Genomic DNA, 25,716 nt, shown 5'->3' with positions numbered 1-25,716 from the left:
CGAGGAGGAGCTGAATAGTCGTACCGGTGCCGTCCGGTGAGGTGCGCGGGACCTGGGCGCACGTACCGGGAGGGGTGGTCCGGTGGCTGCCGAACCGCTGATCAAGTGCCGGACGAGCGGCTGATCAAGGGTTCGGAGCGGCGCCGATCAAGGGCTCGGGATGGGGCTTCGAAACGGATTTGGGCGATCGGCGACCGAGCGTGTAATGTCTTCATCGCTCGCCCCAATAGCTCAGTCGGTAGAGCGTCTCCATGGTAAGGAGAAGGTCTGCGGTTCGATTCCGCATTGGGGCTCTGGTGATCGGGAAACCCCGCTTCGGCGGGGGGACTCACTCATCAAAGCGGTGTAGCTCAGTCGGTAGAGCAAGCGGCTCATAATCGCTGTGTCACCGGTTCAAGTCCGGTCACCGCTACTAACAGTAGCCGATTGTGGGGTCGGTCCTCCGATCGGCTACTCTTTTTTTGCGTTCATCCGTCCACCGTCCGTCCAAGGAGCACTCACGTGGCTGCCACCGACGTCCGCCCGAAGATCACGCTGGCCTGCGTGGAGTGCAAGGAGCGGAACTACATCACCAAGAAGAACCGGCGTAACAACCCGGACCGTCTTGAGATGAAGAAGCATTGCCCGCGCTGCAACTCGCACACTGCGCACCGCGAAACGCGCTGAATCAGGCTCGTACACGAGGCCGTCCCCGTTGGGGGCGGCCTCGTGTCGTTGTATAGGGCTGTACTTCGGCCCATTCGTCTTTCATCAGGAGGTTGCGAGCTCATGGCGCTCGACCAGTCCTTCGTGGGGCGGACCTATCCGCCCACCGCGCCTTACGAGGTCGGCCGGGAGAAGATCCGGGAGTTCGCCGAGGCGGTCGGCGACGCCAATCCGGCGTACGTCGATCCCGAGGCGGCCAGGGCGCTCGGTCACGGCGATGTGATCGCGCCGCCGACGTTCGTGTTCTCGATCACCTTCAAGGCCGCGGGGCAGGTCGTGCAGGACCCGCAGCTGGGCCTGGACTACAGCCGGGTGGTGCACGGCGATCAGAAGTTCGTGTACACCCGCCCGGTGCGGGCGGGGGACCGGCTGACGGTCACGTCGACCATCGAGGCGGTCAAGTCCCTGGCGGGCAACGACATCCTGGACGTCCGTGGCGAGGTCCACGACGCGTCCGGGGAGCATGTCGTGACGGCGTGGACGAAGCTGGTGGCGCGCGCCGCCGAGGAGGCGTGATGACGGCGAAGGTGACTTTCGGGTCGGTCGAGGTCGGTACGGAGCTGCCGGCGCAGTCGTTCCCGGTCACCCGGGCGACGCTGGTGCAGTACGCGGGAGCCTCCGGCGACTTCAACCCGATCCACTGGAACGAGAAGTTCGCCCGCGAGGTCGGGCTGCCGGACGTGATCGCGCACGGCATGTTCACGATGGCCGAGGCGATCCGGGTGGTCACGGACTGGGCCGGCGATCCCGGTGCGGTCGTCGAGTACGGGGTGCGGTTCACCAAGCCGGTCGTCGTGCCGAACGACGACAAGGGCGCCCTGATCGACGTCAGCGGCAAGGTGGCCGCCCTGCTGGACGACAAGCGGGTGCGCGTCGACCTGACGGCCATGTGCGACGGCAAGAAGGTGCTGGGCATGTCCCGCGCCCCCCGCGCATGGGTGAGGGCGGTGGCAGCCACGAGCGGTGGCGGCAGCGCCGATGAGCGGTGCGGGCGTCCGGGTTGACTAGGTTAGTGATTGAGTACTAACTTAGTCGCATGGCAAGGATGAGTGCGGACGAGCGACGCGAAAGCGTCATCCGCGCGGCGATCACCGAGTTCGCCCGCGGCGGGTACAACGGCACGTCCACCGAGGTGATCGCCAGACGGGTGGGCGTCTCGCAGCCGTATCTCTTCCGGCTCTTCCCCAACAAGCAGGCCATGTTCATCGCGGCCGCCGAGCGGTGCCTGGCGGACACCCGCGGAGTCTTCGCCGAGGCCGCCGACGGCCTCAAGGGTGATGACGCGCTGCATGCCATGGCCGCGGCTTATCAGCGCCTGATCGTCGATGACCCGGACCGGCTGCTGATGCAGATGCAGATGTACGCGGCCGTCGCGGCGGCCGAGGCCGCCGACGACCACGAGTTCGGTGAGACGCTGCGGGCCGGATGGCTGCAGATGTTCGACGACATCGCCCTCACGCTCGGCGACGCCGACGAGGCGACCACGTTTCTCGCGTACGGAATGCTCGTCAACACCCTGGCCTCGCTCGGCTTTCCGGCCGGCCACCGGATCTGGGCCAGGTTCTACGAATCGGCCAAGCCGACGGCCAAGCCGACGGGCTGACCGGCACGGCCCGGGTTCGGCCCGATTTTCTGCCCAAAAAAGTTAGTAATCAATGACTAACTCACAGGAGAAGCAGTGACCCAGCACACGAAAGGCCGCTCGGGAGCGGTCTGGGCCCTTGTCATCACCAGCGTCGCCAGCTTCATGGCGGCCCTCGACAACCTCGTCGTCACCACCGCCCTGCCGTCCATCCGCGAAAGCCTCGGCGGCGAGCTGCCGGAGCTCGAATGGACGGTGAACGCGTACACCCTCACCTTCGCCGTCCTGCTGATGCTCGGCGCCTCGCTCGGTGACCGGTTCGGCCGGCGCCGGCTCTTCGTCGTCGGGCTCAGCATCTTCACCGGCGCCTCCGCCGCAGCCGCCCTCTCGCCCGGAATCAACGAACTGATCGCCTTCCGCGCGATCCAGGGCGTGGGCGCGGCGATCATGATGCCGCTGACGCTCACCCTGCTCACGGCCGCCGTGCCGCCCGCCCGCCGCGGCGCCGCGCTGGGCCTCTTCAGCGCCGTGACCGGGCTGGCGGTGGCCTGTGGGCCGCTGGTCGGCGGCACCCTCACCGAACACCTCTCCTGGCAGTGGATCTTCTGGCTGAACGTTCCGATCGGCCTGGTCCTGCTGCCCCTCGCCCGGCTGCGCCTGGCGGAGTCGCACGCCCCGGACTCCCGGCTCGACATCCCCGGCACCCTCCTGGTCAGCGGCGGGCTCTTCGGGATCGTCTACGGCCTGGTGAACGCCAACTCCGACGGCTGGACCGACCCCACCGTCCTGAGCGCCCTCATCGCCGGTGGCGTTCTCCTCGGCGGTTTCATCCACCACGGATTCCGCGCCAAGAACCCGATGCTGCCGATGCGGCTCTTCCGCAACCGGGCGTTCTTCGGGATCAACACGGCCAGCCTGCTGATGTTCTTCGGCATGTTCGGTTCGATCTTCCTGCTCAGCCAGTACTTCCAGGGGGTGCTGGGCTACTCGCCCACCGAGGCCGGTCTGCGGATGCTGCCCTGGACCGGAATGCCGATGCTGGTGGCGCCCGTCGCCGGGTTGCTCGCCGACCGGTTCGGCGGCCGCCCGGTGGTCGTGACCGGACTCGCCCTCCAGGCCGCCGGCCTCGGCCTGTTCGCCCTGGCCCTCGCACCCGACGCCTCCTACGCCTCGCAACTGCCCGGTCTGATGGTCGGCGGCGTCGGAATGGCCCTGTACTTCGCACCCGCCGCCAGCCTGGTGATGTCCAGCGTCCGCCCCGGCGAACAGGGCATCGCCTCCGGTGCCAACAACGCGCTGCGTGAGGTCGGCGGAGCCCTCGGGGTCGCCGTGCTCGCCACGGCCTTCTCCTCGCAGGGCGGTTACGACTCCCCGCAGACCTTCACGGACGGGACCGTCCTCGCGGTCTGGATCGGCGCCGCGGTGGTGGCCCTCGCCGCGCTCGTCGCCCTGATGATCCCGGGCCGCCGCAGCACCCTGGCGCAGGAGGCGGAGCAGGCCGAGGCGCGGGTCCCCGTATCCGCCTGAGGGGTTGTCACGCCGATACGGTCCGCGGCCCCGCCCCGACGGCGGGGTAGCGGACCGTACTCTTGTCCCCGTGCAGGAACTCCACGACGCGCCCCTCGCCCCCCTGACCACCTTCCGGCTCGGCGGCCCCGCCACCCGCCTCCTCACCGCGACGACCGACGCCGAAGTGGTCGACGCAGTCCGCGCGGCCGATGACAGCGGCACCCCGCTCCTGGTCATCGGCGGCGGCAGCAATCTGGTCATCGGCGACAAGGGCTTCGACGGCACCGCCCTGCGCATCGCCACCAAGGGTTTCGTGCTGGACGGTGCGACGCTCGAACTGGCCGCCGGGGAGGTCTGGACGGACGCCGTCGCCCGCAGTGTGGAGGCCGGTCTCGCCGGGCTCGAATGCCTGGCCGGAATCCCCGGCTCCGCCGGTGCGACGCCGATCCAGAACGTCGGGGCGTACGGGCAGGAGGTGTCGTCCACCATCAGGGAGGTCGTCGCCTACGACCGGCACAGCCGTGAGACGGTCACGATCCCGAACGCCGAGTGCGACTTCTCGTACCGGCACAGCCGCTTCAAGGCCGAACCCGACCGCTTCGTGGTGCTGCGGGTCCGCTTCGGGCTGGAGGAGGCGGGCGGCCTGTCCGCGCCCCTGAAGTACCCCGAAACGGCCCGCGCGATGGGCGTCGCGGAGGGGGAGCGCGTTCCCGCCGCCGCCGCCCGCGAAACCGTGCTCCGGCTCCGGGCCGGCAAGGGCATGGTGCTCGACCCCGAGGATTACGACACCTGGTCGGCCGGTTCGTTCTTCACCAACCCGATCCTGGACCGGGAGCAGTTCGAGGCGTTCCTCGCCCGAGTGGCGGACCGGCTCGGACCCGAGGTGTCGCCCCCCGCCTTCCCCGCGGGCGAGGGACGCACCAAGACGTCGGCGGCCTGGCTCATCGACCGGGCCGGATTCACCAAGGGATACGGGACCGGCCCGGCCCGCATCTCCACCAAGCACACGCTCGCCCTCACCAACCGGGGCGCCGCGAGCACCGACGACCTGCTGGCCCTGGCCCGCGAGGTCGTCGCCGGGGTCCACGAGGTCTTCGGCGTCACGCTCGTCAACGAACCGGTGACCGTCGGCGTGGCCCTGTAGCAGCGCCCGGGCCGCAGGGCCCCGCGCGGGCCGGCCGGTCAGTACGCCACACCCACGCCCTGTTTCACCGCCGCGGGGTCGTCGATCAGCGCCAGCATCGCGTGCGCCACGTCGGCCCGGGAGATGGACCGGCCGCTGCGCGGGTTGCTGCCGTGGACCGTCCGGTACGTCCCCGTCATCGGGCCGTTGGTGAGCTTCGGGGGCCGGACGGACGTCCAGTCCGTCGCGGAGGCCGCGAGCGCCGCCTCCATCGCGGTGAGGTCCGCGTAGACCTCCTTGAGGATCATGCCGATCGCCGAGAGCATCATCCGGTCGAGCAGCGGGTCGTCCGCGGGCTCCGGCGCGACCGGGGCCGCGCTCACCACGAGCAGCCGTCGCGTTCCCTCGGCCTCCATCGCCGCGAGCACGGCGCGGGTCAGCCGCTCGGCGATCCCGCCGGCCTTCCGGCCCCGTGAGCCCAGGCCCGAGAGCACCGCGTCGCGGCCCGCGACAGCCTCGCGCAGTGCCTCCGGGTCATCGATCCGGGCCACCGTGTGGACCGTCACGTCGGAGAGCGGGACCGGCAGCCGCGCGGGGTCACGCACCACCGCCGTCACCTGGTGCCCCGCCGCCACCGCCTGGCGGACGATCTCCTGTCCGATACCGCCTGTCGCACCGAACACAGTGAGTCTCATTGCGCACCCTCCTCGGGTGGGTAAGTGTTCACTCACCTCTACAGTGAGTGAACACTTACCCACCCGTCAAGCTTCGTTGGAGTGCACATGGATCAGAAGCCGGCCCGCGCCCGCATCATCGACGCCGCTCACCGGCTGATGCTCACCATCGGCCTGGCCCGCGCCACCACCAAGGAGATCGCCAAGGCCGCCGGCTGCTCGGAGGCCGCGCTCTACAAGCACTTCCCGAGCAAGGAGGAGCTCTTCGTGGCGGTCCTGAAGGAACGGCTGCCCAAGGTCGACGGAATCCTGAAGCGGCTGATCGCCGACCCGGGAGAGGGGGAGCGGACGGTCGAGCAGAACCTCACCGAGATCGCCCGCGAGGCCGCCCTCTTCTACGAGCAGAGCTTCCCGATCGCGGCGTCCCTGTACGCCGAGCCGAGGCTCAGGAACCGTCACAACGCGGCGATGCGGGAGCTGGGTACCGGCCCCCATGTGCCGATCCGCGGGCTGGACGCCTATCTGCGCGCCGAGCAGTCCGCGGGCCGGGTGCGGACCGACGCCGACACCTACGCGGCCGCGTCCCTGCTGCTGGGGGCCTGCGCACAGCGGGCCTTCGCCTACGCGGCCACGGAGGACGGGCGGCCGCCGCAGTCCCTCGACGAGTTCGCCGCGTCGGTGGCCCGCGCGCTGCTGCGGGGGATCGGCGAGCAGCCCGGGCCGGCGGCCGGTCAGCCCACCGGCTTCGCCAGCCAGCCGTCCACGCCCGCCAGCAGCTCCGCCCGCACCGCGTCCGGCGCGGCCGAACCGCGTACCGACTGACGTGCCAGCTCCGCCAGCTCCTCGTCGGTGAACGCGTGATGGCGCCGCACCAGGTCGTACTGCGCGGCCAGCCGGGAGCCGAAGAGCAGCGGGTCGTCCGCGCCGAGCGCCATCGGCACCCCGGCCTCGAACAAGGTGCGCAGCGGTACGTCCGACGGCTTCTCGTAGACGCCGAGCGCCACGTTGGACGCGGGGCACACCTCGCAGGTCACCCCGCGCTCCGCCAGCTTGCGCAGCAGCCGCGGGTCCTCGGCGGCCCGCACCCCGTGCCCGACCCGGGACGCCTCCAGATCGTCCAGGCAGTCGCGGACGCTGGAGGGGCCCGACAGCTCACCGCCGTGCGGGGCCGCCAGCAGGCCGCCCTCCCTGGCGATGGCGAAGGCCCGGTCGAAGTCGCGGGCCATGCCGCGCCGCTCGTCGTTGGAGAGCCCGAATCCGACGACGCCCCGGTCGGCGTAGCGCACCGCGAGCCGGGCCAGGGTCCTGGCGTCCAGCGGGTGCTTCATCCGGTTCGCCGCGATGACCACCCGGATCGGCAGCCCGGTCGCGCGCGAGGCGCTGTCCACCGCGTCCAGGATGATCTCGATCGCCGGGATGAGCCCGCCGAGCAGGGGCGCGTACGAGGTGGGGTCGACCTGGATCTCCAGCCAGCCGGAGCCGTCCGCGACGTCCTCCTGGGCGGCCTCGCGCACCAGCCGCTGGATGTCCTCGGGCGAGCGCAGACAGGATCTGGCGATGTCGTAGAGCCGCTGGAAACGGAACCAGCCCCGCTCGTCCGTCGCGCGCAGCCGGGGAGGCTCGCCGCCGGTCAGTGCCTCCGGCAGCCGCACGCCGTACTTGTCGGCGAGTTCGAGCAGCGTCGTGGGCCGCATCGACCCGGTGAAATGCAAGTGCAGGTGGGCCTTGGGCAACAGCCGTACATCACGCTCCATTCCAAGATCCTGCCGCACGGACGGGGTGTCGCGGTAGCCGGATTCCCCATCGAGTTGCCCCCCGAACAGGAAAGCGACCCCCGGCCGTGGCCGAGGGTCGCCCGCTGGATGCGTCAGGTGATCAGGCCTTGGCCTCGCCCAGCAGCTTCTGGAGCCGCGAGACGCCCTCGACGAGGTCGTCGTCGCCCAGCGCGTAGGAGAGACGCAGGTAGCCCGGCGTACCGAAGGCCTCGCCCGGCACGACCGCGACCTCGGCCTCGTCCAGGATCAGCGCGGCCAGCTCCGCCGAGGTGGCCGGGCGCTTGCCGCGGATCTCCTTGCCGAGCAGCGCCTTCACCGAGGGGTACGCGTAGAACGCGCCCTCGGGCTCCGGGCACAGCACGTCGTCGATCTCGTTGAGCATCCGCACGATGGTCTGCCGGCGCCGGTCGAAGGCGGTGCGCATCTCGGCGACCGCGTCCAGGTTCCCGGAGACGGCGGCCAGCGCGGCGACCTGGGCGACGTTGGAGACGTTGGACGTGGCGTGCGACTGCAGGTTGGTCGCGGCCTTCACCACGTCCTTGGGGCCGACGATCCACCCCACGCGCCACCCGGTCATCGCGTACGTCTTGGCGACACCGTTGACCACAATGCACTTGTCGCGCAGCTCGGGCACGATCGCCGGCAGCGAGGTGAACTTCGCGTCGCCGTAGACCAGGTGCTCGTAGATCTCGTCGGTCAGCACCCACAGGCCGTGCTCGACGGCCCAGCGGCCGATCGCCTCGGCGTCGGCCTCGCTGTAGACCGCACCGGTCGGGTTCGACGGGGAGACGAACAGGACGACCTTCGTACGCTCGGTACGGGCCGCCTCCAGCTGCTCCACGGAGACCCGGTAGCCGGTGGTCTCGTCGGCGACGACCTCCACCGGGACACCGCCCGCGAGGCGGATCGACTCGGGGTAGGTGGTCCAGTACGGAGCCGGGACGATGACCTCGTCGCCCGGGTCGAGGATCGTCGCGAAGGCCTCGTAGATGGCCTGCTTGCCGCCGTTGGTCACCAGGATCTGGGAGGCGTCGATCTCGTAGCCGGAGTCGCGCAGCGTCTTCTCCGCGATGGCGGCCTTGAGCTCGGGGAGCCCGCCGGCCGGGGTGTAGCGGTGGTACTTCGGGTTGCGGCAGGCCTCGACCGCGGCGTCGACGATGTAGCCGGGGGTCGGGAAGTCGGGCTCGCCGGCACCGAAGCCGATCACCGGACGGCCGGCGGCCTTGAGGGCCTTGGCCTTGGCGTCGACGGCGAGGGTGGCGGACTCGGAGATTGCACCGATGCGGGCGGAGACCCGGCGCTCGGAGGGAGGAGTAGCAGCGCTCATGCCCCCCATGTTCCCAGACCGTATTCCGCGTCGGCACAGGGGTTTCAGGGACCGGACAGCACTCGGACAGCATGCGGACAACAATCGGACAGGACCGGTCGGGAGCTATCTGTTCGACGCCGGGCCGCTGAGCACGTACACTCACCTGTCGTTGGCCTTCACCAGCCGCACCGTTCCTGCACTCGGGGCATCCGAGAACATGCGGTAGGTTGGTGGAAACCACAAAGGGTCGTAGCTCAATTGGTAGAGCACTGGTCTCCAAAACCAGCGGTTGGGGGTTCAAGTCCCTCCGGCCCTGCTACACACTCCTTCGCCAGGATGTGTGCGCATGTACGTACTTCAATGCATCGCCGTGCGGCTCCACCGGGCGCGGCACGGCCATGACCCGGAATCAGGTGAGAAGCGTGACGGACGCCGTGGGCTCCATCGACATGCCTGATGCCGAGGATGAAGTCCCCGAGTCGAAGAAGAAGACCCGGAAGGGCGGTAAGCGCGGCAAGAAGGGCCCTCTGGGCCGTCTCGCGCTCTTCTACCGCCAGATCATCGCCGAACTCCGCAAGGTTGTCTGGCCGACTCGCAACCAGCTCACGACATACACCTCAGTGGTGATTGTGTTCGTGGTCGTCATGATCGGTCTCGTTACCGTGATTGACTTCGGATTCCAGCGGGTCATCAAGTACGTCTTCGGCTGATCCCGCGGAGGGCGCCTCATGGGCGCCCCTTTCGCATGTTCCACCCATTTGTATCCAGGAAGAAGCAGCCACCGTGTCTGACCCGAACCTGAACGACGCCGTCGAGCCGACGGCGGGCGCCTTCGAGTCCGCCGAGGACGAGCTCGACATCGTCGAGGCGGCGGACGCTGTGGAGCCGGACCAGGCTGAAGCTGCCGACGCCGCCGCGGGCGCGCCCGCCGAGCAGGCCGCAGTGCACGCCGAGACCACCGACGAGGCCGCAGCGGCCGACGCCGAGGAAGCCGACGCCGAGGAAGCCGACGACGAGGCCGACGAGGAAGAGGCCGAGCCGGCCGCCCCCGTCGACACCGTCACGGCCCTGCGCGAGGAACTGCGCACCCTGCCGGGCGAGTGGTACGTCATCCACACGTACGCCGGTTACGAGAAGCGTGTGAAGGCCAACCTGGAGCAGCGCGCCGTCTCGCTGAACGTGGAGGAGTTCATCTATCAGGCCGAGGTGCCTGAGGAGGAAATCGTCCAGATCAAGAACGGCGAGCGCAAGAACGTCCGTCAGAACAAGCTCCCGGGTTACGTCCTGGTGCGCATGGACCTGACGAACGAGTCCTGGGGCGTCGTCCGCAACACTCCCGGTGTCACCGGCTTCGTGGGCAACGCCTACGACCCGTACCCGCTGACCCTGGACGAGATCGTCAAGATGCTCGCGCCGGAGGCCGAGGAGAAGGCCGCCCGTGAGGCCGCGGAGGCCGAGGGCAAGCCGGCTCCGTCCCGCAAGGTCGAGGTCCAGGTGCTGGACTTCGAGGTGGGCGACTCCGTCACCGTCACCGACGGCCCGTTCGCGACGCTGCAGGCGACGATCAACGAGATCAACGCCGACTCGAAGAAGGTCAAGGGTCTCGTCGAGATCTTCGGCCGCGAGACGCCGGTCGAGCTCAGCTTCGACCAGATCCAGAAGAACTAGCGACTGCCGTAGCAGGCGCCCGCCAGCTTCTGGACACATGCCTACCAAGCAGGTCAGACCGGCTGTCAAAGCCCGTCTGACCTGCTTGGTTTTTGGTCGCGCAGCTATACCCGTTATCGTTGTGCGGTATGCCGTCATCCGGATGACCGGATGACGGCGAAAACTCTCACTAGGACCCGGAGAGAGCACATGCCTCCCAAGAAGAAGAAGGTCACGGGGCTTATCAAGCTCCAGATCAACGCCGGTGCGGCCAACCCGGCCCCGCCGGTCGGCCCCGCACTGGGTCAGCACGGCGTCAACATCATGGAGTTCTGCAAGGCCTACAACGCCGCGACCGAGTCGCAGCGTGGCATGGTCGTGCCGGTGGAGATCACGGTCTACGACGACCGCTCCTTCACCTTCATCACCAAGACTCCGCCGGCCGCCAAGCTGATCCTCAAGGCCGCGGGTGTGGACAAGGGCTCCGGCGAGCCGCACAAGACCAAGGTTGCCAAGCTGACGGCCGCCCAGGTCCGCGAGATCGCCACGACGAAGCTCCCCGACCTGAACGCCAATGACCTCGACGCAGCGTCGAAGATCATCGCCGGCACCGCCCGTTCCATGGGCATCACGGTCGAAGGCTGATTCAGCCCCACCGCCCTCAGTGGTAGGACCAAGCGCTGGTCCGCACCACGACTCCACACTCTGAAACCACAGGAGTAGAAGTGAAGCGCAGCAAGAACCTCCGCGCTGCGGACGCCAAGATCGACCGGGCGCGCAACTACGCCCCGCTCGAGGCCGTCCGTATCGCCAAGGACACCGCCTCCACGAAGTTCGACAGCACCGTCGAGGTCGCGTTTGCGCTGGGTGTTGACCCTCGCAAGGCCGACCAGATGGTCCGTGGCACCGTGAACCTCCCGCACGGCACCGGCAAGACCGCCCGGGTCCTGGTCTTCGCGACCGGTGACCGTGCTGCGGCCGCGGAAGCCGCGGGCGCCGACATCGTCGGCGCCGACGAGCTCATCGACGAGGTGGCGAAGGGCCGTCTGGACTTCGACGCCGTCGTCGCGACCCCGGACCTCATGGGCAAGGTCGGCCGCCTGGGCCGCGTGCTCGGTCCGCGTGGTCTGATGCCGAACCCGAAGACCGGCACCGTCACCCCCGATGTCGTGAAGGCTGTCAACGACATCAAGGGCGGCAAGATCGAGTTCCGCGTCGACAAGCACTCGAACCTGCACTTCATCATCGGCAAGACCTCGTTCGACGAGACCAAGCTGGTGGAGAACTACGCAGCGGCGCTGGACGAGATCCTCCGTCTGAAGCCGTCCGCCGCCAAGGGCCGCTACATCAAGAAGGCCACCCTGGCCACCACGATGGGCCCCGGCATCCCGCTGGACTCCAACCGCACCCGTAACCTCCTCGTCGAGGAGGACCCGGCCTCCGTCTGAGCCTGAGTGCTCGTACGAACGCCGCGTCACGTGTGACATTGACGGGCCCCGCAACCTTTCGAGGTGCGGGGCCCGTCCTCGTACGTACATACCGGTGGCTGTCGGAGCCGTGAGTTAGCGTGAGGTCACCGAGAGCCGGACACAGGGGTGGGAGCGGATATGAGGACAAGTACCGTACGGCGCGTGGGTCTGTCCGTGGCAGTGGCAGCGGCGCTGACGTCGGTCGCGGCCTGCGGCGGATCGGACAGCAAGAGCGAGAGCCGCGGCGGCGCGGCGGCGACGAAGGCCGAACCGATCGCCGCACTGCTCGCGGTCCAGAAGAAGACCGGCGGGGCGAACTCGGCGAAGGTCGAGGGCACCACCACGATGGGCACCCAGATGTCCATGAAGCAGTCCGGGGCCATCGACTGGTCCGACGGCATCAGCGGCGCCCTGGAGATCAAGTACACCGGCGGCACCATGGCGGACACCCTGAAGCAGTCCGGCAGCGACGGCACGATGCAGGCGCGCTACTTCAAGGACGGCTACGCGGCCAACATGGGCGATGCCTTCGCCCAGCAGGCCGGTGGCAAGCACTGGATCAACTACAGCTACGAGGACCTCGCCAAGCTCTCCGGCGCCTCGGGCGAGCTGATGAAGGACCAGATGCAGAACACCACCCCCGACCAGGGGGTGAAGGCGCTGCTGGCCTCCGGGGACGTGAAGAGGACGGGCCAGGAGGACGTCCGGGGTGTCGCCACCACGCACTACTCCGGCACGGTCGACGTCGCCGAGCTGACCGCCAAGAACTCCGAGCTGGACGCCGATCAGCTCGCCGCGTTCAAGAAGCAGCTCAGCGACGCCGGGATCACCACGGAGAAGGTCGACATCTGGGTCGACAAGAACGACCTGCTGGTGAAGAAGACCGAGCGCGGCCGGATGAAGACCGGCGAGCTCAACTCCACCGTGTTCTACAGCGACTACGGCACCAAGGTGTCGGTCGAGCGGCCGCCGGCCTCCGACAGCGTCGACTTCTCCGAGCTCCTGAAGCAGCAGCAGGGAGCGTCCGGCGGCGCGTCCTGAACCTCCCGCAGTACCCGGAGTGGGACGGATTTGCTCGGCGCGACCCCGGTCGCGTACTCTTCTGCAGAAGCCAAAGACCGCTGGTCGTTGCTGCACTCCCGCAAGGGGGACAGCAACCGAAGGATCCGTTGAGCACGGACGACCTGCGCAGGTGACTGTGGAAAGCTCCCGGACTTCGTGCGGTTGAGCTACGCCCTGGCACTTGTGCTGGGGCGTTTCGTCTTTTCCGGCCCCTTCTGAGCGGTCCTCATCACCCGGAAGGAGGCCAAGCTCATGGCAAGGCCCGACAAGGCTGCCGCGGTAGCCGAGCTCGCGGACCAGTTCCGCAGCTCGAACGCCGCCGTGCTGACCGAGTACCGGGGTCTCACCGTGGCACAGCTCAAGCAGCTGCGCCGTTCGCTCGGTGAGAACGCCCAGTACGCCGTGGTGAAGAACACGCTGACCAAGATTGCGGCCAACGAGGCCGGGATCGACACGCTCGACGACCTGTTCGCAGGTCCGACGGCGGTTGCCTTCGTCACCGGTGACCCGGTGGAGTCGGCGAAGGGTCTTCGTGACTTCGCCAAGGACAACCCCAACCTCATCATCAAGGGCGGTGTCCTTGACGGTAAGGCGCTGTCCGCCGATGAGTTCAAGAAGCTCGCGGACCTCGAGTCCCGCGAGGTTCTGCTCGCCAAGCTGGCCGGTGCCATGAAGGGCAAGCAGACTCAGGCTGCGCAGCTCTTCCAGGCTCTGCCGTCGAAGTTCGTCCGCACCGCGGAAGCGCTTCGCGCCAAGAGGGAAGAGCAGGGCGGTGCCGGTACTCCGGCTCCCGCCGAGGCCGCCGAGTAATTTCGCTCAGCGGTCCAGCGGGCTCCACGTACGCCCGCCGACATATACATCCGGCACCTGCCGAATAGTGGAAGGACGCCATCATGGCGAAGCTCAGCCAGGAAGACCTGCTCGCCCAGTTCGAGGAGCTCACCCTCATCGAGCTCTCCGAGTTCGTTAAGGCCTTCGAGGAGAAGTTCGACGTCACCGCCGCCGCGGCCGTCGCCGTCGCCGGTCCCGCCGCCGGTGGCCCCGCCGCCGAGGCCGAGGCCGAGCAGGACGAGTTCGACGTCATCCTCACGGGTGCCGGCGAGAAGAAGATCCAGGTCATCAAGGTCGTGCGTGAGCTGACCTCGCTGGGTCTCAAGGAGGCCAAGGACCTCGTCGACGGCGCCCCGAAGCCCGTCCTCGAGAAGGTCGCCAAGGAGGCCGCCGAGAAGGCTGCCGAGTCCCTCAAGGGCGCCGGCGCCTCCGTCGAGGTCAAGTGACCCTGCGAGTCTTCTGACTCGTCTGGACCCCCGTGCCGCGAGGCACGGACGTCACATCGCGAAAGGCGATCACCCGTACGGGTGATCGCCTTTCGGCGTACCCATGAGGGTGCCTTGCTCTTCCCGCGCTGACGAGTATGGTGATCTTCGCCGTGCGCCTCTCGAAGGGGAGCGCGAACGGCGAAGAGGGGCGGCGTATGCGGGTCTCCGGGGCCTGGCCCGGCTGGGGGGCCTTGACGAACCGCACGAGGCGCGCAATTCTCAAGGCGCGTCGTCACATCGATCCGGATCCGAGGCATGGATCGATGACGAAGAGGGCAGTAAAGAAGAGCGCAGCTCATGCAGGGCTAGACATAGGTGTTGAGAACAAGCTGTTGAGAGCAACGTGGGTCTCTGAGAACCCCGACTGGACATCAGTGTGCCGCTTGGCTACACTGACCCTTTGCGCTGCCTGTTAGCTGCCTCCTGCCCGTCACCAGGGGCATACTCATCTTGTGCACCGTGGATTGATCATCTCTGAAGAGGGACATCTATCCATGTGTCCAGTTTGGGACCGGTACGCGCGTAGTGAGTCCGAGCCCTCGGAAGGACCCCCTCTTGGCCGCCTCGCGCAACGCCTCGACCGCGAATACGAACAACGGCGCCAGCACCGCCCCGCTGCGCATCTCTTTTGCAAAAATCAAGGAGCCCCTCGAGGTTCCGAACCTCCTCGCGCTGCAGACCGAGAGCTTTGACTGGCTCCTCGGCAACGCCGCCTGGAAGGCTCGCGTCGAGGCTGCTCTGGACAGTGGACAAGACGTCCCCACCAAGTCCGGCCTGGAGGAGATCTTCGAGGAGATTTCACCGATCGAGGACTTCTCCGGGTCGATGTCGCTTACGTTCCGCGACCACCGCTTCGAGCCCCCGAAGAACTCGATCGACGAGTGCAAGGAGCGCGACTTCACGTTCGCCGCCCCGCTCTTCGTGACGGCCGAGTTCACCAACAACGAGACCGGCGAGATCAAGTCCCAGACGGTCTTCATGGGCGATTTCCCGCTCATGACCAACAAGGGCACCTTCGTCATCAACGGCACCGAGCGTGTCGTTGTGTCGCAGCTGGTCCGCTCGCCGGGTGTCTACTTCGACTCCTCGATCGACAAGACGTCCGACAAGGACATCTTCTCCGCCAAGATCATCCCTTCCCGGGGTGCCTGGCTGGAGATGGAGATCGACAAGCGCGACATGGTCGGTGTCCGCATCGACCGCAAGCGCAAGCAGTCCGTCACCGTCCTCCTGAAGGCTCTCGGCTGGACCACCGAGCAGATCCTGGAGGAGTTCGGCGAGTACGAGTCGATGCGCGCCACCCTGGAGAAGGACCACACCCAGGGCCAGGACGACGCGCTGCTCGACATCTACCGCAAGCTGCGCCCGGGCGAGCCGCCCACCCGCGAGGCTGCTCAGACGCTGCTCGAGAACCTCTACTTCAACCCGAAGCGCTACGACCTCGCGAAGGTCGGCCGCTACAAGGTGAACAAGAAGCTCGGCGCGGATGAGCCGCTCGACGCCGGTGTTCTCACCAGCGACGACATCATCGCGACCATCAAGTACCTGGTGAAGCTGCACGCCGGGGAGACCGAGACCGTCGGCGAGTCCGGCCGTTCGATCGTCGTCGAGACCGACGACATCGACCACTTCGGCAACCGTCGTCTGCGCAACGTCGGCGAGCTCATCCAGAACCAGGTCCGCACGGGCCTGGCGCGGATGGAGCGCGTCGTGCGTGAGCGCATGACGACTCAGGACGTCGAGGCCATCACGCCGCAGACCCTGATCAACATCCGGCCGGTCGTCGCCTCCATCAAGGAGTTCTTCGGCACCAGCCAGCTGTCGCAGTTCATGGACCAGAACAACCCGCTGTCGGGTCTCACCCACAAGCGCCGCCTGTCGGCTCTTGGCCCGGGTGGTCTCTCCCGTGAGCGGGCCGGCTTCGAGGTCCGTGACGTGCACCCGTCCCACTACGGACGCATGTGCCCGATCGAGACCCCTGAAGGCCCGAACATCGGTCTGATCGGTTCGCTCGCCTCGTACGGACGCGTCAACGCGTTCGGTTTCATCGAGACGCCGTACCGCAAGGTCGTCGACGGCCAGGTCACCGACGAGGTCGACTACGTCACGGCCGACGAGGAAGACCGTTACGTCATCGCCCAGGCGAACGCGACGCTCTCCGACGAGCTGCGCTTCACCGAGCCCCGCGTCCTGGTCCGCCGTCGTGGCGGAGAGGTCGACTACGTGCCCGGCACCGAAGTCGACTACATGGACGTCTCGCCGCGCCAGATGGTGTCCGTCGCCACCGCGATGATCCCGTTCCTGGAGCACGACGACGCCAACCGTGCCCTCATGGGCGCGAACATGATGCGTCAGGCGGTGCCGCTGATCAAGTCGGAGGCCCCGCTCGTCGGCACCGGCATGGAGTACCGCTGCGCCACCGACGCCGGTGACGTGCTGAAGGCCGAGAAGGACGGTGTGGTCCAGGAGGTCTCCGCGGACTACATCACCGTGACCAACGACGACGGCACGTACACCACGTACCGCATCGCGAAGTTCATGCGCTCCAACCAGGGCACCTCGGTCAACCAGAAGGTCGTCGTCTCCGAGGGCGACCGGGTCATCGAGGGCCAGGTGCTCGCCGACGGTCCGGCCACCGAGAACGGTGAGATGGCCCTGGGCAAGAACCTGCTCGTGGCGTTCATGCCGTGGGAGGGTCACAACTACGAGGACGCGATCATCCTGTCGCAGCGCCTCGTGCAGGACGACGTCCTCTCCTCGATCCACATCGAGGAGCACGAGGTCGACGCCCGTGACACCAAGCTCGGCCCGGAGGAGATCACCCGGGACATCCCGAACGTCTCCGAAGAGGTCCTCGCCGACCTCGACGAGCGCGGCATCATCCGGATCGGTGCCGAGGTCGTCGCCGGTGACATCCTCGTCGGCAAGGTCACGCCCAAGGGCGAGACCGAGCTGACCCCCGAGGAGCGCCTGCTCCGCGCGATCTTCGGTGAGAAGGCGCGCGAAGTGCGCGACACCTCGCTGAAGGTGCCGCACGGTGAGATCGGCAAGGTCATCGGCGTCCGCGTCTTCGACCGCGAAGAGGGCGACGAGCTGCCGCCGGGCGTGAACCAGCTGGTGCGCGTCTACGTCGCGCAGAAGCGCAAGATCACCGATGGTGACAAGCTCGCCGGCCGTCACGGCAACAAGGGCGTCATCTCGAAGATCCTGCCGATCGAGGACATGCCGTTCCTGGAGGACGGCACCCCGGTCGACATCATCCTCAACCCGCTGGGTGTCCCGTCCCGAATGAACCCGGGACAGGTCCTGGAGATCCACCTCGGCTGGCTCGCCAGCCGCGGCTGGGACGTCTCCGGCCTCGGTGACGAGTGGGCCAAGCGCCTGCAGACCATCGGCGCCGACCAGGTCGCCCCCGGCACCAACGTCGCGACCCCGGTCTTCGACGGTGCCCGTGAGGACGAGATCACCGGCCTCTTCCAGGCCACGATCCCGAACCGCGACGGCGACCGGCTGGTCCAGCCCTCGGGCAAGGCCAACCTGTTCGACGGCCGCTCCGGCGAGCCGTTCCCCGAGCCGGTCTCGGTCGGCTTCATGTACATCCTCAAGCTCCACCACCTCGTCGACGACAAGCTCCACGCTCGTTCGACGGGTCCGTACTCCATGATCACCCAGCAGCCGCTGGGTGGTAAGGCTCAGTTCGGTGGACAGCGCTTCGGTGAAATGGAGGTGTGGGCCCTTGAAGCTTATGGCGCCGCGTACGCCCTCCAGGAGCTGCTGACGATCAAGTCCGACGACGTGACCGGCCGCGTGAAGGTCTACGAGGCCATCGTCAAGGGCGAGAACATCCCCGAGCCCGGCATTCCCGAGTCCTTCAAGGTGCTCATCAAGGAAATGCAGTCGCTCTGCCTCAACGTGGAGGTGCTGTCCTCGGACGGCATGTCCATCGAGATGCGCGACACGGACGAGGACGTCTTCCGCGCGGCGGAGGAGCTCGGAATCGACCTGTCCCGGCGCGAGCCGAGCAGCGTCGAAGAGGTCTGACGGGTTGGCCGGCCGGATCCCTGTGATCCGGCCGGCTCTCCCCGGACCCGTTCAGACCATTGCTGAAGTGCCCCGATTTCTCGCGTGATGCGAGGGGGCTCGAACCCCCGAAAGAGGGATTGACGACAAGTGCTCGACGTCAACTTCTTCGACGAGCTGCGGATCGGCCTTGCCACCGCGGACGACATCCGGACCTGGTCCCACGGCGAAGTGAAGAAGCCGGAGACCATCAACTACCGCACGCTCAAGCCCGAAAAGGACGGACTCTTCTGCGAGAAGATCTTCGGTCCGACCCGGGACTGGGAGTGCTACTGCGGCAAGTACAAGCGTGTCCGCTTCAAGGGCATCATCTGTGAGCGCTGTGGCGTCGAGGTAACTCGCGCCAAGGTGCGCCGTGAGCGCATGGGCCACATCGAGCTTGCCGCTCCCGTCACCCACATCTGGTACTTCAAGGGCGTCCCGTCCCGACTGGGCTACCTGCTGGACCTCGCGCCGAAGGACCTCGAAAAGGTCATCTACTTCGCCGCGTACATGATCACGTTTGTCGACGAGGAGCGCCGTACCCGCGACCTCCCGTCGCTGGAGGCGCACGTCTCCGTCGAGCGCCAGCAGGTCGAGAACCGTCGCGACTCGGACCTCGAGAACCGTGCCAAGAAGCTCGAGACCGACCTCGGCGAGCTGGAGGCCGAGGGCGCCAAGGCCGATGTGCGCCGCAAGGTGCGCGAAGGTGCCGAGCGCGAGATGAAGCAGCTGCGCGACCGTGCGCAGCGCGAGATCGACCGTCTCGACGAGGTGTGGAGCCGCTTCAAGAACCTCAAGGTCCAGGACCTCGAGGGCGACGAGCTGCTCTACCGCGAGCTGCGTGACCGCTTCGGCACGTACTTCGACGGCTGCATGGGTGCCGCTGCTCTGCAGAAGCGCCTGGAGTCCTTCGACCTCGACGAGGAGGCCGAGCGCCTCCGCGAGATCATCCGTACCGGCAAGGGCCAGAAGAAGACCCGTGCGCTCAAGCGCCTCAAGGTCGTCTCCGCGTTCCTGCAGACCAGCAACAAGCCCAAGGGCATGGTGCTCGACTGCGTGCCGGTCATCCCGCCGGACCTGCGTCCGATGGTGCAGCTGGACGGTGGCCGCTTCGCGACCTCCGACCTGAACGACCTGTACCGCCGTGTGATCAACCGCAACAACCGCCTCAAGCGTCTCCTTGACCTCGGTGCCCCCGAGATCATCGTGAACAACGAGAAGCGGATGCTGCAGGAGGCCGTCGACGCGCTGTTCGACAACGGCCGCCGCGGTCGCCCGGTCACCGGTCCCGGTAACCGCCCGCTCAAGTCCCTCAGCGACATGCTGAAGGGCAAGCAGGGCCGATTCCGTCAGAACCTCCTCGGCAAGCGCGTGGACTACTCCGCGCGTTCCGTGATCGTCGTCGGCCCGCAGCTCAAGCTGCACCAGTGCGGTCTGCCGAAGGCCATGGCGCTGGAGCTCTTCAAGCCGTTCGTGATGAAGCGCCTGGTGGACCTGAACCACGCGCAGAACATCAAGTCGGCCAAGCGCATGGTCGAGCGCGGCCGCACCGTGGTGTACGACGTCCTCGAAGAGGTCATCGCCGAGCACCCGGTGCTGCTGAACCGTGCACCGACCCTGCACCGCCTCGGCATCCAGGCCTTCGAGCCGCAGCTGGTCGAGGGCAAGGCCATCCAGATCCACCCGCTCGTCTGCACCGCGTTCAACGCGGACTTCGACGGTGACCAGATGGCCGTGCACCTGCCGCTCTCCGCGGAGGCGCAGGCCGAGGCCCGCATCCTGATGCTGTCCTCGAACAACATCCTGAAGCCGGCCGACGGCCGTCCCGTCACCATGCCGACCCAGGACATGGTGCTGGGTCTGTTCTTCCTGACCACCGACGGTGAACTCCGTGACACCAAGGGCGAGGGCCGCGCGTTCGGCTCCACGGCCGAGGCGATCATGGCGTTCGACTCCGGTGAGCTGGCGCTCCAGTCGTCCGTCGACATCCGCTTCCCGGTGGGCACCATCCCGCCGCGTGGCTGGGTGCCGCCGGTCGCCGAGGAGGGCGAGCCCGAGTACCAGCCGGGTGACACCTTCCGGCTGCGGACGAGCCTGGGCCGCGCGCTCTTCAACGAGCTGCTGCCCGAGGACTACCCGTTCGTCGACTACTCGGTCGGCAAGAAGCAGCTCTCCGAGATCGTCAACGACCTCGCCGAGCGCTACCCCAAGGTCATCGTGGCGGCGACGCTCGACAACCTGAAGGCGGCGGGCTTCCACTGGGCCACCCGTTCCGGCGTCACCGTCTCCGTGGCGGACATCGTCGTGCCCGAGGCCAAGAAGGCCATCGTCAAGGGCTACGAGGACCAGGACGAGAAGGTCCAGAAGCAGTACGAGCGCGGTCTGATCACCAAGGACGAGCGCACGCAGGAGCTCATCGCGATCTGGACCAAGGCGACCAACGAGGTTGCCGAGGCGATGAACGCGAACTTCCCCAAGACGAACCCCATCTTCATGATGGTTGACTCGGGTGCCCGAGGAAACATGATGCAGATGCGTCAGATCGCCGGTATGCGTGGTCTGGTGTCCAACGCCAAGAACGAGACGATTCCCCGTCCCATCAAGGCGTCCTTCCGTGAGGGCCTCACCGTTCTGGAGTACTTCATCTCCACGCACGGTGCCCGTAAGGGTCTGGCGGACACCGCCCTGCGTACCGCCGACTCGGGTTACCTGACCCGTCGTCTGGTGGACGTCTCGCAGGACGTGATCATTCGCGAGGAGGACTGCGGCACCGACCGCGGCCTCAAGCTGAAGATCGCCGTCAAGGGCGCCGACGGCGTGCTCCGCAAGACGGAGGACGTCGAGACCTCGGTCTACGCCCGCATGCTCGCCGAGGACGTCGTCATCGACGGCAAGGTCATCGCGCCTGCCAACGTCGACCTCGGTGACGTCCTGATCGACGCCCTGGTGGGCGCCGGCGTCGAGGAGGTCAAGACCCGCTCGGTCCTGACCTGTGAGTCCGCGGTCGGCACCTGTGCCTTCTGCTACGGACGCTCGCTCGCCACCGGCAAGCTGGTCGACATCGGTGAGGCGGTCGGCATCATCGCCGCCCAGTCCATCGGTGAGCCCGGTACCCAGCTGACGATGCGTACCTTCCACACCGGTGGTGTGGCCGGTGACGACATCACCCAGGGTCTGCCCCGAGTCGTCGAGCTCTTCGAAGCCCGTACGCCCAAGGGTGTCGCCCCGATCTCGGAGTCCGCGGGCCGGGTCCGGATCGAGGAGACCGAGAAGACCAAGAAGCTCGTCGTCACGCCGGACGACGGAAGCGAGGAGATCCCCTTCCCGATCTCCAAGCGCGCCCGTCTGCTGGTGGGCGAGGGCGACCGCGTCGAGGTGGGCCAGAAGCTCACCGTGGGTGCCACCAACCCGCACGACGTGCTGCGGATCCTCGGTCAGCGCGCGGTCCAGGTCCACCTGGTCGGCGAAGTCCAGAAGGTCTACAACTCGCAGGGTGTGTCGATCCACGACAAGCACATCGAGATCATCATCCGGCAGATGCTGCGCCGTGTGACGATCATCGAGTCCGGCGACGCGGAACTGCTGCCGGGCGAGCTCGTCGAGCGTTCGAAGTTCGAGACCGAGAACCGTCGTGTGGTCACCGAGGGCGGTCACCCCGCCTCCGGCCGTCCGCAGCTGATGGGTATCACCAAGGCCTCGCTGGCGACGGAGTCGTGGCTGTCCGCGGCTTCCTTCCAGGAGACGACCAGGGTCCTGACGGACGCGGCGATCAACGCCAAGTCCGACTCCCTGATCGGCCTCAAGGAGAACGTCATCATCGGTAAGCTCATCCCGGCCGGTACGGGTCTGTCCCGCTACCGCAACATCCGGGTCGAGCCGACCGAGGAGGCCAAGGCCGCGATGTACTCGGCCGTCGGCTACGACGACATCGACTACTCGCCGTTCGGCACGGGCTCCGGCCAGGCCGTTCCGCTGGAGGACTACGACTACGGTCCGTACAACCAGTAGAAGTGAGTGAGAAGGGCGCCCACCCCGTCAGGTACGGGGTGGGCGCCCTTCTGCGTGCCCAGCCCCGTGACGCCGCGTGACAACGCAATACAGGCGCTAGCGAGCGGCTGCCGCGTCGTCTGAGGCCTGACTGCCGCAGGCCGATCCGGGCGCGGGTCAGCGCACGGTCTCCCACAGGGCGACGGCGAGGCCGGCGGTAGCGGTGAGGACGCCGATGCTCGCCAGCGGCCAGCGGGTACGTTCCAGCGCGTCGAGCCGGGACTCGTGGTCGGCCAGCTGTTTGTCGGTCTGGTCGCTGCGCTGGACCAGCAGCGCCAGCTGGCCGTCGGCGCGGGCGAAGCCTGCCTCCAGCGTGCCGCGCAGGCGTTCCAGCTCCAGGGCGACGGCGACCGGATTGTTCGGATCAGTCTCGGTCATGGGCGGCTCCTGTGGTGTCGTCCCCCGTCGGCCCGGTGCGCAGCCACGCCGGGAGCAGCGCCTGCACCCCGGGTACGGCCATCACCCGGGTCAGCGCCCCCGCGACGGCCAGGGCCCCGGCGACCCGGGGCAGGGTCGCCGCGAGCCCGGACGCGTCGACGAGTGCGGGCAGAAGCACGGCAAGGGAGAGGGCGGTCTGGACCAGGGTGCGGGTGGTGCGGCGGGCGGCATCGGACATGGTCGCGGGCTCCTCATTTCGTGTACGGGACCTTGAGGGCGTTCCAGGAGGTGCGGCCCGGTACGCCGTCGGCGTCGCTGCCCCGGAAGCCGAGCTTGCGCTGCCAGGCGGCGTACGAGCGGCGGTCGGCGTCGGTCCAGCGGGGGCCGGGGCCGACGGTGTACGACGAGCAGCCCTCGGCGACGAGCCTGCGCCCCATGGCGGTGATCGCGGGCGAGCTGGTGCGGCCGGAGAAGAACGAGGCGCCCGGGAACGGCTGGTACCGGGGGGCGGAGGTCCCGCCGGCCGGCCGGCCAGCGGACCCGCCACCGGCCGGGCCGCCCAGCCGGGCGGCGACCCGGTCCCGGAGCGCGGGCATGGTGAAGCCGCGCGGATCGACCTTCCAGTCGGACCATTCCAGGTGGCCTATGACGCTGCGGGCGGTCCAGCCGTGGGCGCGGCAGATGGCGGCCGAGACGCGTTCGATCGCTTCGAGCTGGGCGGCCGGCCACGGGTCCTCGCCGTCGCCGAGGTTGACGCACTCGAATCCGTAGAAGCGGGCGTTGCCGTCGACGGAACCGGCGCTGCCCTCGTGCTCGTGCGGGGCGGGCGGGCGGTCGCCGTAGTCCTCCGCGATCACCCGCTGGAGGACGGCCGGATCGCCGCCGCCTGCGTGGTTGGCGCGGCCGTTGCCGACCAGGTGGACGGTGCCGGCCTTGTCGATGACCCCGTGGCACAGGGGGCCCGGCAGTGCGGAGTGGCCGTTGTAGCAGAGCGCCACGGAGGCGTCGGTGCCGCTGCTGACGGTGTGGTGGATCATCACGCCGTTCAGCGGGCCCCAGGCGCCCTTGTGGTTGCGGTTGTGGGTGCGCCAGCTCTCGTAGCCGACGACGTCGACGCCTTCGGCGTGCAACGCGGCGAGCAGTTGGCCGGCGGTCAGGGGAGTGGCCATGGTCGTGTGGTCCCTTCGTTCGGGTGGGTACGTGAAGGGGCCCCGCACCACCCGGTGCGGGGCCCCTTCACGAAGGCGTGGTCAGGAGAGCGCCGCCCAGATGGAGTTGGAGTCGGCAACCACCTTGTCGGTGGGGAAGGAGTTGGGCAGCGAGGTCTGGCCGGTGGTGCTCAGCCGGCCGTGGCGGATGAACTTGCCGGGCATCCGGGCACTGCCGCCGGGGGCCTCGCCCACGCTGGCCGCCCGCAGGAAGGCGGGGCCGCTGTTGCTGGGGTTGGGGCCGTTGACGACGAGCCCGATCCAGTAGTTGCCCGCCGCCGCGTTGTACGAGGCCGCCAGCGGGCAGACGACGGTTGTGCCCTCGGTCTGCTTGATGAGTGTGGTGAGGTTGGCGGTCAGCCCGACCCGGGTGCCCGTGTCGGTGTAGAGGCCCGCGTACGAGGACACGCTGAGCGTGCCGCCGACGTACCCCGGGATGTAGAACACCACGTTCTTCACGGTCGTGGGCGCGTGCAGCGGGACGCCGATGAGGTACACCCAGCCGTTGATGCAGTACTGCGGGGTGCTCGCGGAGCTCACCGCCGGGTCGAACGCCCAGCCGCTGAAGCCCATCGACGACGGGGTCCAGGTACCGGCCGACGAGACCGCGTCCACGTAGCCGCGACGGGTCAGCTGGTCGGCGGTGGCCGGGGCAGCCTTCGTGGAGGGCGGGGTGACGAACGACTTGGCGCCCGCGATCTCCTGGGCCCCCGCGAGCAGGACGCCTTCGCCCGCCGGTACCGCGGCCACGTCCGACGCTGCGAGGGTGACGGCGCCGGTGAGGCCGTTCACCGAGGCGACCGGGGCGCCGCCGAGTGCCAGGTAGCGGGCGTCGCCCGCCGCCTGGGTCAGCGCCCCCAGGTCGGTCGCGGTCAGCAGGACCTCACCGGTCTGGCCGTTGACGGAGGCGACGGCGCCGCCGCCGGCCGGGAGCTGGGCTGCCGGGACCAGCCCGTCGGTGCCGAGGGTGGCCACGCCGCCGGGCGCTCCCGCCGACGCCGCGGCGAGGGCCGAGACGTCCGCCGCGCCCAGCACGATGTCGGCCTCGGCGTGGCCGTTGACGGAGTGCACCGCGCCGGCCGGTCCGGCCGGGCCCTCGGGGCCCAGCTCCCCGGCGGGTCCCGGCGGCCCCGGTACGGCCACGTACTGCGGGGTGCCCGGATCGGCCGGGGCGATGTCGGCGAGGTCCACGGCCGGGACCGCGGCCGCCAGAGCGATCTGGTAGACGCGTCCGCCGCGGGAGAGCCCGGCGAGCTTCTCCGTGACGGTGTACGTCCAGGCGGCGGGGTTCCAGCCGGGGGCGTCGGAGGCGGGCAGGACGACGCTGATCCTGCCCTCCGCGTCGAGCGTGGCCCGGATCGGACCGCCCAGGAAGAGGTCCTCCTCGGCGTGGGTGAGGAGCGCCGGGGGCCGGAATTCGACGGTGCCGCTCATCGGGCGGCCGTCGGGGGTCAGGTAGCGGGCGGTGACGGTGACGGTGGGGATGTTTTCAGGCAGCACGCGGGTGCCCTCCTCGGTGGTTGATGGGGTGGCCGTCCGACGGCTGACGGATCGGGACCGGGCCGCGCGTGACGCGCGGCCGGTCCCGGAGCGCGTCAGGACTGGATGCCGTACAGCGCCAGCGGACGGCAGCGCAGGGTGTCGCCGGTGGCCGCGACCTTCGCCTGGATCTCGAAGGAGACGGTGGCGCCGAAGGTGGCCGGCAGCCGCTCCGTGAAGGTCAGGCCGTCGCCCGGCACGCCCACCGGTCCCAGCGGTACGCCGTCGACGAGCAGACGCACCTCGGCGCCCGTGCTGCCCTCCGCGGCGACCACGCAGTGCAGCCGGGGGTGCTGGACGAGGCCCGG

21 protein-coding genes, 3 tRNA genes and 3 pseudogenes are annotated in these 25,716 nt (G+C 68.4%); 19 read left to right on the top strand and 8 right to left on the bottom strand.

Annotation, left to right across the window (positions count from 1 at the left end):
• Window positions 1–220: 220 nt before the first annotated feature.
• From J1C73_RS26135 to J1C73_RS26100, 8 genes and pseudogenes are all read left to right on the top strand, one after another.
• A tRNA-Thr gene (locus J1C73_RS26135) sits at window positions 221–293 on the top strand.
• Window positions 294–339: 46 nt separating this feature from the next.
• Window positions 340–412 (top strand) — tRNA-Met (locus J1C73_RS26130).
• A gap of 89 nt (window positions 413–501) precedes the next feature.
• Complete coding sequence (gene rpmG / locus J1C73_RS26125) at window positions 502–666, top strand: 50S ribosomal protein L33 (protein WP_003956487.1); 165 nt, start codon at window positions 502–504, stop codon at window positions 664–666.
• 102 nt (window positions 667–768) lie between these two features.
• Window positions 769–1,221 (top strand): MaoC family dehydratase N-terminal domain-containing protein, encoded by a 453-nt coding sequence (locus tag J1C73_RS26120; protein WP_207318540.1) that lies wholly within the window; start codon window positions 769–771, stop codon window positions 1,219–1,221.
• Window positions 1,221–1,631: pseudogene (locus tag J1C73_RS26115) on the top strand (MaoC family dehydratase); the annotation flags it as partial. The gene J1C73_RS26120 and the pseudogene J1C73_RS26115, both read left to right, overlap by 1 nt.
• A gap of 119 nt (window positions 1,632–1,750) precedes the next feature.
• A complete protein-coding gene (locus tag J1C73_RS26110; RefSeq protein WP_207318553.1) occupies window positions 1,751–2,308 on the top strand; it encodes a TetR/AcrR family transcriptional regulator in 558 nt (185 codons plus the stop codon).
• A 75-nt stretch (window positions 2,309–2,383) separates the two neighbouring features.
• Window positions 2,384–3,814 (top strand): DHA2 family efflux MFS transporter permease subunit, encoded by a 1,431-nt coding sequence (locus J1C73_RS26105; protein WP_207318539.1) that lies wholly within the window; start codon window positions 2,384–2,386, stop codon window positions 3,812–3,814.
• A 70-nt stretch (window positions 3,815–3,884) separates the two neighbouring features.
• On the top strand, window positions 3,885–4,940 hold the full coding sequence (locus J1C73_RS26100) for a UDP-N-acetylmuramate dehydrogenase (RefSeq protein WP_207318538.1): 1,056 nt from the start codon (window positions 3,885–3,887) through the stop codon (window positions 4,938–4,940).
• A gap of 38 nt (window positions 4,941–4,978) precedes the next feature.
• Here J1C73_RS26100 and J1C73_RS26095 read toward each other — a convergent pair whose 3' ends face one another.
• On the bottom strand, window positions 4,979–5,614 hold the full coding sequence (locus J1C73_RS26095) for an NAD(P)-dependent oxidoreductase (RefSeq protein ID WP_207318537.1): 636 nt from the start codon (window positions 5,612–5,614) through the stop codon (window positions 4,979–4,981).
• A gap of 87 nt (window positions 5,615–5,701) precedes the next feature.
• Between J1C73_RS26095 and J1C73_RS26090 the strand changes: the two are divergent.
• Window positions 5,702–6,298 (top strand): annotated as a pseudogene (locus J1C73_RS26090) (TetR/AcrR family transcriptional regulator); the annotation flags it as partial.
• 26 nt (window positions 6,299–6,324) lie between these two features.
• Here the strand turns inward: J1C73_RS26090 and J1C73_RS26085 are convergent.
• The gene (locus tag J1C73_RS26085; protein WP_207318535.1) at window positions 6,325–7,347 is read right to left on the bottom strand and encodes an adenosine deaminase; all 1,023 of its coding nucleotides are present in this window, start codon (window positions 7,345–7,347) and stop codon (window positions 6,325–6,327) included.
• Between the two features lie 121 nt (window positions 7,348–7,468).
• The gene (locus tag J1C73_RS26080; protein WP_207318534.1) at window positions 7,469–8,695 is read right to left on the bottom strand and encodes a pyridoxal phosphate-dependent aminotransferase; all 1,227 of its coding nucleotides are present in this window, start codon (window positions 8,693–8,695) and stop codon (window positions 7,469–7,471) included.
• A gap of 225 nt (window positions 8,696–8,920) precedes the next feature.
• Between J1C73_RS26080 and J1C73_RS26075 the strand changes: the two genes are divergently transcribed.
• The 10 genes from J1C73_RS26075 (at window position 8,921) to J1C73_RS26030 (ending at window position 22,244) form a co-directional block, all read left to right on the top strand.
• A tRNA-Trp gene (locus tag J1C73_RS26075) sits at window positions 8,921–8,993 on the top strand.
• A 106-nt stretch (window positions 8,994–9,099) separates the two neighbouring features.
• A complete protein-coding gene (secE, locus tag J1C73_RS26070; RefSeq protein WP_037687986.1) occupies window positions 9,100–9,387 on the top strand; it encodes a preprotein translocase subunit SecE in 288 nt (95 codons plus the stop codon).
• A 73-nt stretch (window positions 9,388–9,460) separates the two neighbouring features.
• On the top strand, window positions 9,461–10,345 hold the full coding sequence (nusG, locus tag J1C73_RS26065; RefSeq protein ID WP_207318533.1) for a transcription termination/antitermination protein NusG: 885 nt from the start codon (window positions 9,461–9,463) through the stop codon (window positions 10,343–10,345).
• A 189-nt stretch (window positions 10,346–10,534) separates the two neighbouring features.
• Window positions 10,535–10,969 (top strand): 50S ribosomal protein L11, encoded by a 435-nt coding sequence (gene rplK / locus J1C73_RS26060; RefSeq protein WP_024494105.1) that lies wholly within the window; start codon window positions 10,535–10,537, stop codon window positions 10,967–10,969.
• Between the two features lie 80 nt (window positions 10,970–11,049).
• Window positions 11,050–11,772 (top strand): 50S ribosomal protein L1, encoded by a 723-nt coding sequence (gene rplA / locus J1C73_RS26055; protein ID WP_123461041.1) that lies wholly within the window; start codon window positions 11,050–11,052, stop codon window positions 11,770–11,772.
• 159 nt (window positions 11,773–11,931) lie between these two features.
• The gene (locus J1C73_RS26050) at window positions 11,932–12,834 is read left to right on the top strand and encodes an SCO4651 family lipoprotein (RefSeq protein ID WP_207318532.1); all 903 of its coding nucleotides are present in this window, start codon (window positions 11,932–11,934) and stop codon (window positions 12,832–12,834) included.
• 273 nt (window positions 12,835–13,107) lie between these two features.
• A complete protein-coding gene (gene rplJ / locus J1C73_RS26045) occupies window positions 13,108–13,665 on the top strand; it encodes a 50S ribosomal protein L10 (protein WP_123461043.1) in 558 nt (185 codons plus the stop codon).
• 83 nt (window positions 13,666–13,748) lie between these two features.
• Entirely contained in the window at window positions 13,749–14,132 is a 384-nt protein-coding gene (gene rplL / locus J1C73_RS26040; protein WP_103517760.1) for a 50S ribosomal protein L7/L12, read from the top strand.
• Between the two features lie 597 nt (window positions 14,133–14,729).
• Window positions 14,730–18,215: a DNA-directed RNA polymerase subunit beta gene (gene rpoB / locus J1C73_RS26035; RefSeq protein WP_123461045.1), complete on the top strand. Its 3,486-nt coding sequence runs from the start codon at window positions 14,730–14,732 to the stop codon at window positions 18,213–18,215.
• Window positions 18,216–18,344: 129 nt separating this feature from the next.
• Window positions 18,345–22,244, top strand: coding sequence for a DNA-directed RNA polymerase subunit beta' (locus tag J1C73_RS26030; RefSeq protein WP_024493180.1), 3,900 nt, complete (start codon window positions 18,345–18,347; stop codon window positions 22,242–22,244).
• Between the two features lie 156 nt (window positions 22,245–22,400).
• On the opposite strand, the gene J1C73_RS26025 is transcribed toward J1C73_RS26030, so the two are convergent.
• The 5 genes and pseudogenes from J1C73_RS26025 to J1C73_RS26005 form a co-directional block, all read right to left on the bottom strand.
• Window positions 22,401–22,661, bottom strand: a complete 261-nt coding sequence (locus tag J1C73_RS26025; protein ID WP_123461046.1) for a hypothetical protein — start codon at window positions 22,659–22,661, stop codon at window positions 22,401–22,403.
• Window positions 22,648–22,899, bottom strand: coding sequence for a hypothetical protein (locus J1C73_RS26020; protein WP_207318531.1), 252 nt, complete (start codon window positions 22,897–22,899; stop codon window positions 22,648–22,650). The genes J1C73_RS26025 and J1C73_RS26020 overlap by 14 nt, the downstream gene beginning before the upstream one ends.
• A 13-nt stretch (window positions 22,900–22,912) precedes the next feature.
• Window positions 22,913–23,830, bottom strand: a complete 918-nt coding sequence (locus J1C73_RS26015) for a peptidoglycan-binding protein (RefSeq protein ID WP_207318530.1) — start codon at window positions 23,828–23,830, stop codon at window positions 22,913–22,915.
• An 81-nt stretch (window positions 23,831–23,911) separates the two neighbouring features.
• Complete coding sequence (locus J1C73_RS26010) at window positions 23,912–25,369, bottom strand: phage tail protein (protein WP_207318529.1); 1,458 nt, start codon at window positions 25,367–25,369, stop codon at window positions 23,912–23,914.
• Window positions 25,370–25,464: 95 nt separating this feature from the next.
• Window positions 25,465–25,716: pseudogene (locus J1C73_RS26005) on the bottom strand (hypothetical protein); the annotation flags it as partial.

This window comes from Streptomyces laculatispora, from assembly GCF_017353455.1.
GTDB classification, from domain to species: Bacteria; Actinomycetota; Actinomycetes; order Streptomycetales; family Streptomycetaceae; genus Streptomyces; species Streptomyces laculatispora.
The sequence above is the reverse complement of the archived record's forward strand: the minus strand, read 5'-3'. Positions and strand labels throughout refer to the sequence as shown.

Bases quoted from the DNA above. Each gene is read 5' to 3' on its own strand.
- J1C73_RS26120 (WP_207318540.1), top strand. From the start codon at position 769: ATGGCGCTCGACCAGTCCTTCGTGGGGCGGACCTATCCGCCCACCGCG.
- J1C73_RS26110 (WP_207318553.1), top strand. From the start codon at position 1,751: ATGAGTGCGGACGAGCGACGCGAAAGCGTCATCCGCGCGGCGATCACC.
- J1C73_RS26095 (WP_207318537.1), bottom strand. From the start codon at position 5,614: ATGAGACTCACTGTGTTCGGTGCGACAGGCGGTATCGGACAGGAGATC.
- J1C73_RS26085 (WP_207318535.1), bottom strand. From the start codon at position 7,347: ATGGAGCGTGATGTACGGCTGTTGCCCAAGGCCCACCTGCACTTGCAT.
- J1C73_RS26080 (WP_207318534.1), bottom strand. From the start codon at position 8,695: ATGAGCGCTGCTACTCCTCCCTCCGAGCGCCGGGTCTCCGCCCGCATC.
- rplK (WP_024494105.1), top strand. From the start codon at position 10,535: ATGCCTCCCAAGAAGAAGAAGGTCACGGGGCTTATCAAGCTCCAGATC.
- J1C73_RS26050 (WP_207318532.1), top strand. From the start codon at position 11,932: ATGAGGACAAGTACCGTACGGCGCGTGGGTCTGTCCGTGGCAGTGGCA.
- rplJ (WP_123461043.1), top strand. From the start codon at position 13,108: ATGGCAAGGCCCGACAAGGCTGCCGCGGTAGCCGAGCTCGCGGACCAG.
- rplL (WP_103517760.1), top strand. From the start codon at position 13,749: ATGGCGAAGCTCAGCCAGGAAGACCTGCTCGCCCAGTTCGAGGAGCTC.
- J1C73_RS26025 (WP_123461046.1), bottom strand. From the start codon at position 22,661: ATGACCGAGACTGATCCGAACAATCCGGTCGCCGTCGCCCTGGAGCTG.
- J1C73_RS26020 (WP_207318531.1), bottom strand. From the start codon at position 22,899: ATGTCCGATGCCGCCCGCCGCACCACCCGCACCCTGGTCCAGACCGCC.
- J1C73_RS26015 (WP_207318530.1), bottom strand. From the start codon at position 23,830: ATGGCCACTCCCCTGACCGCCGGCCAACTGCTCGCCGCGTTGCACGCC.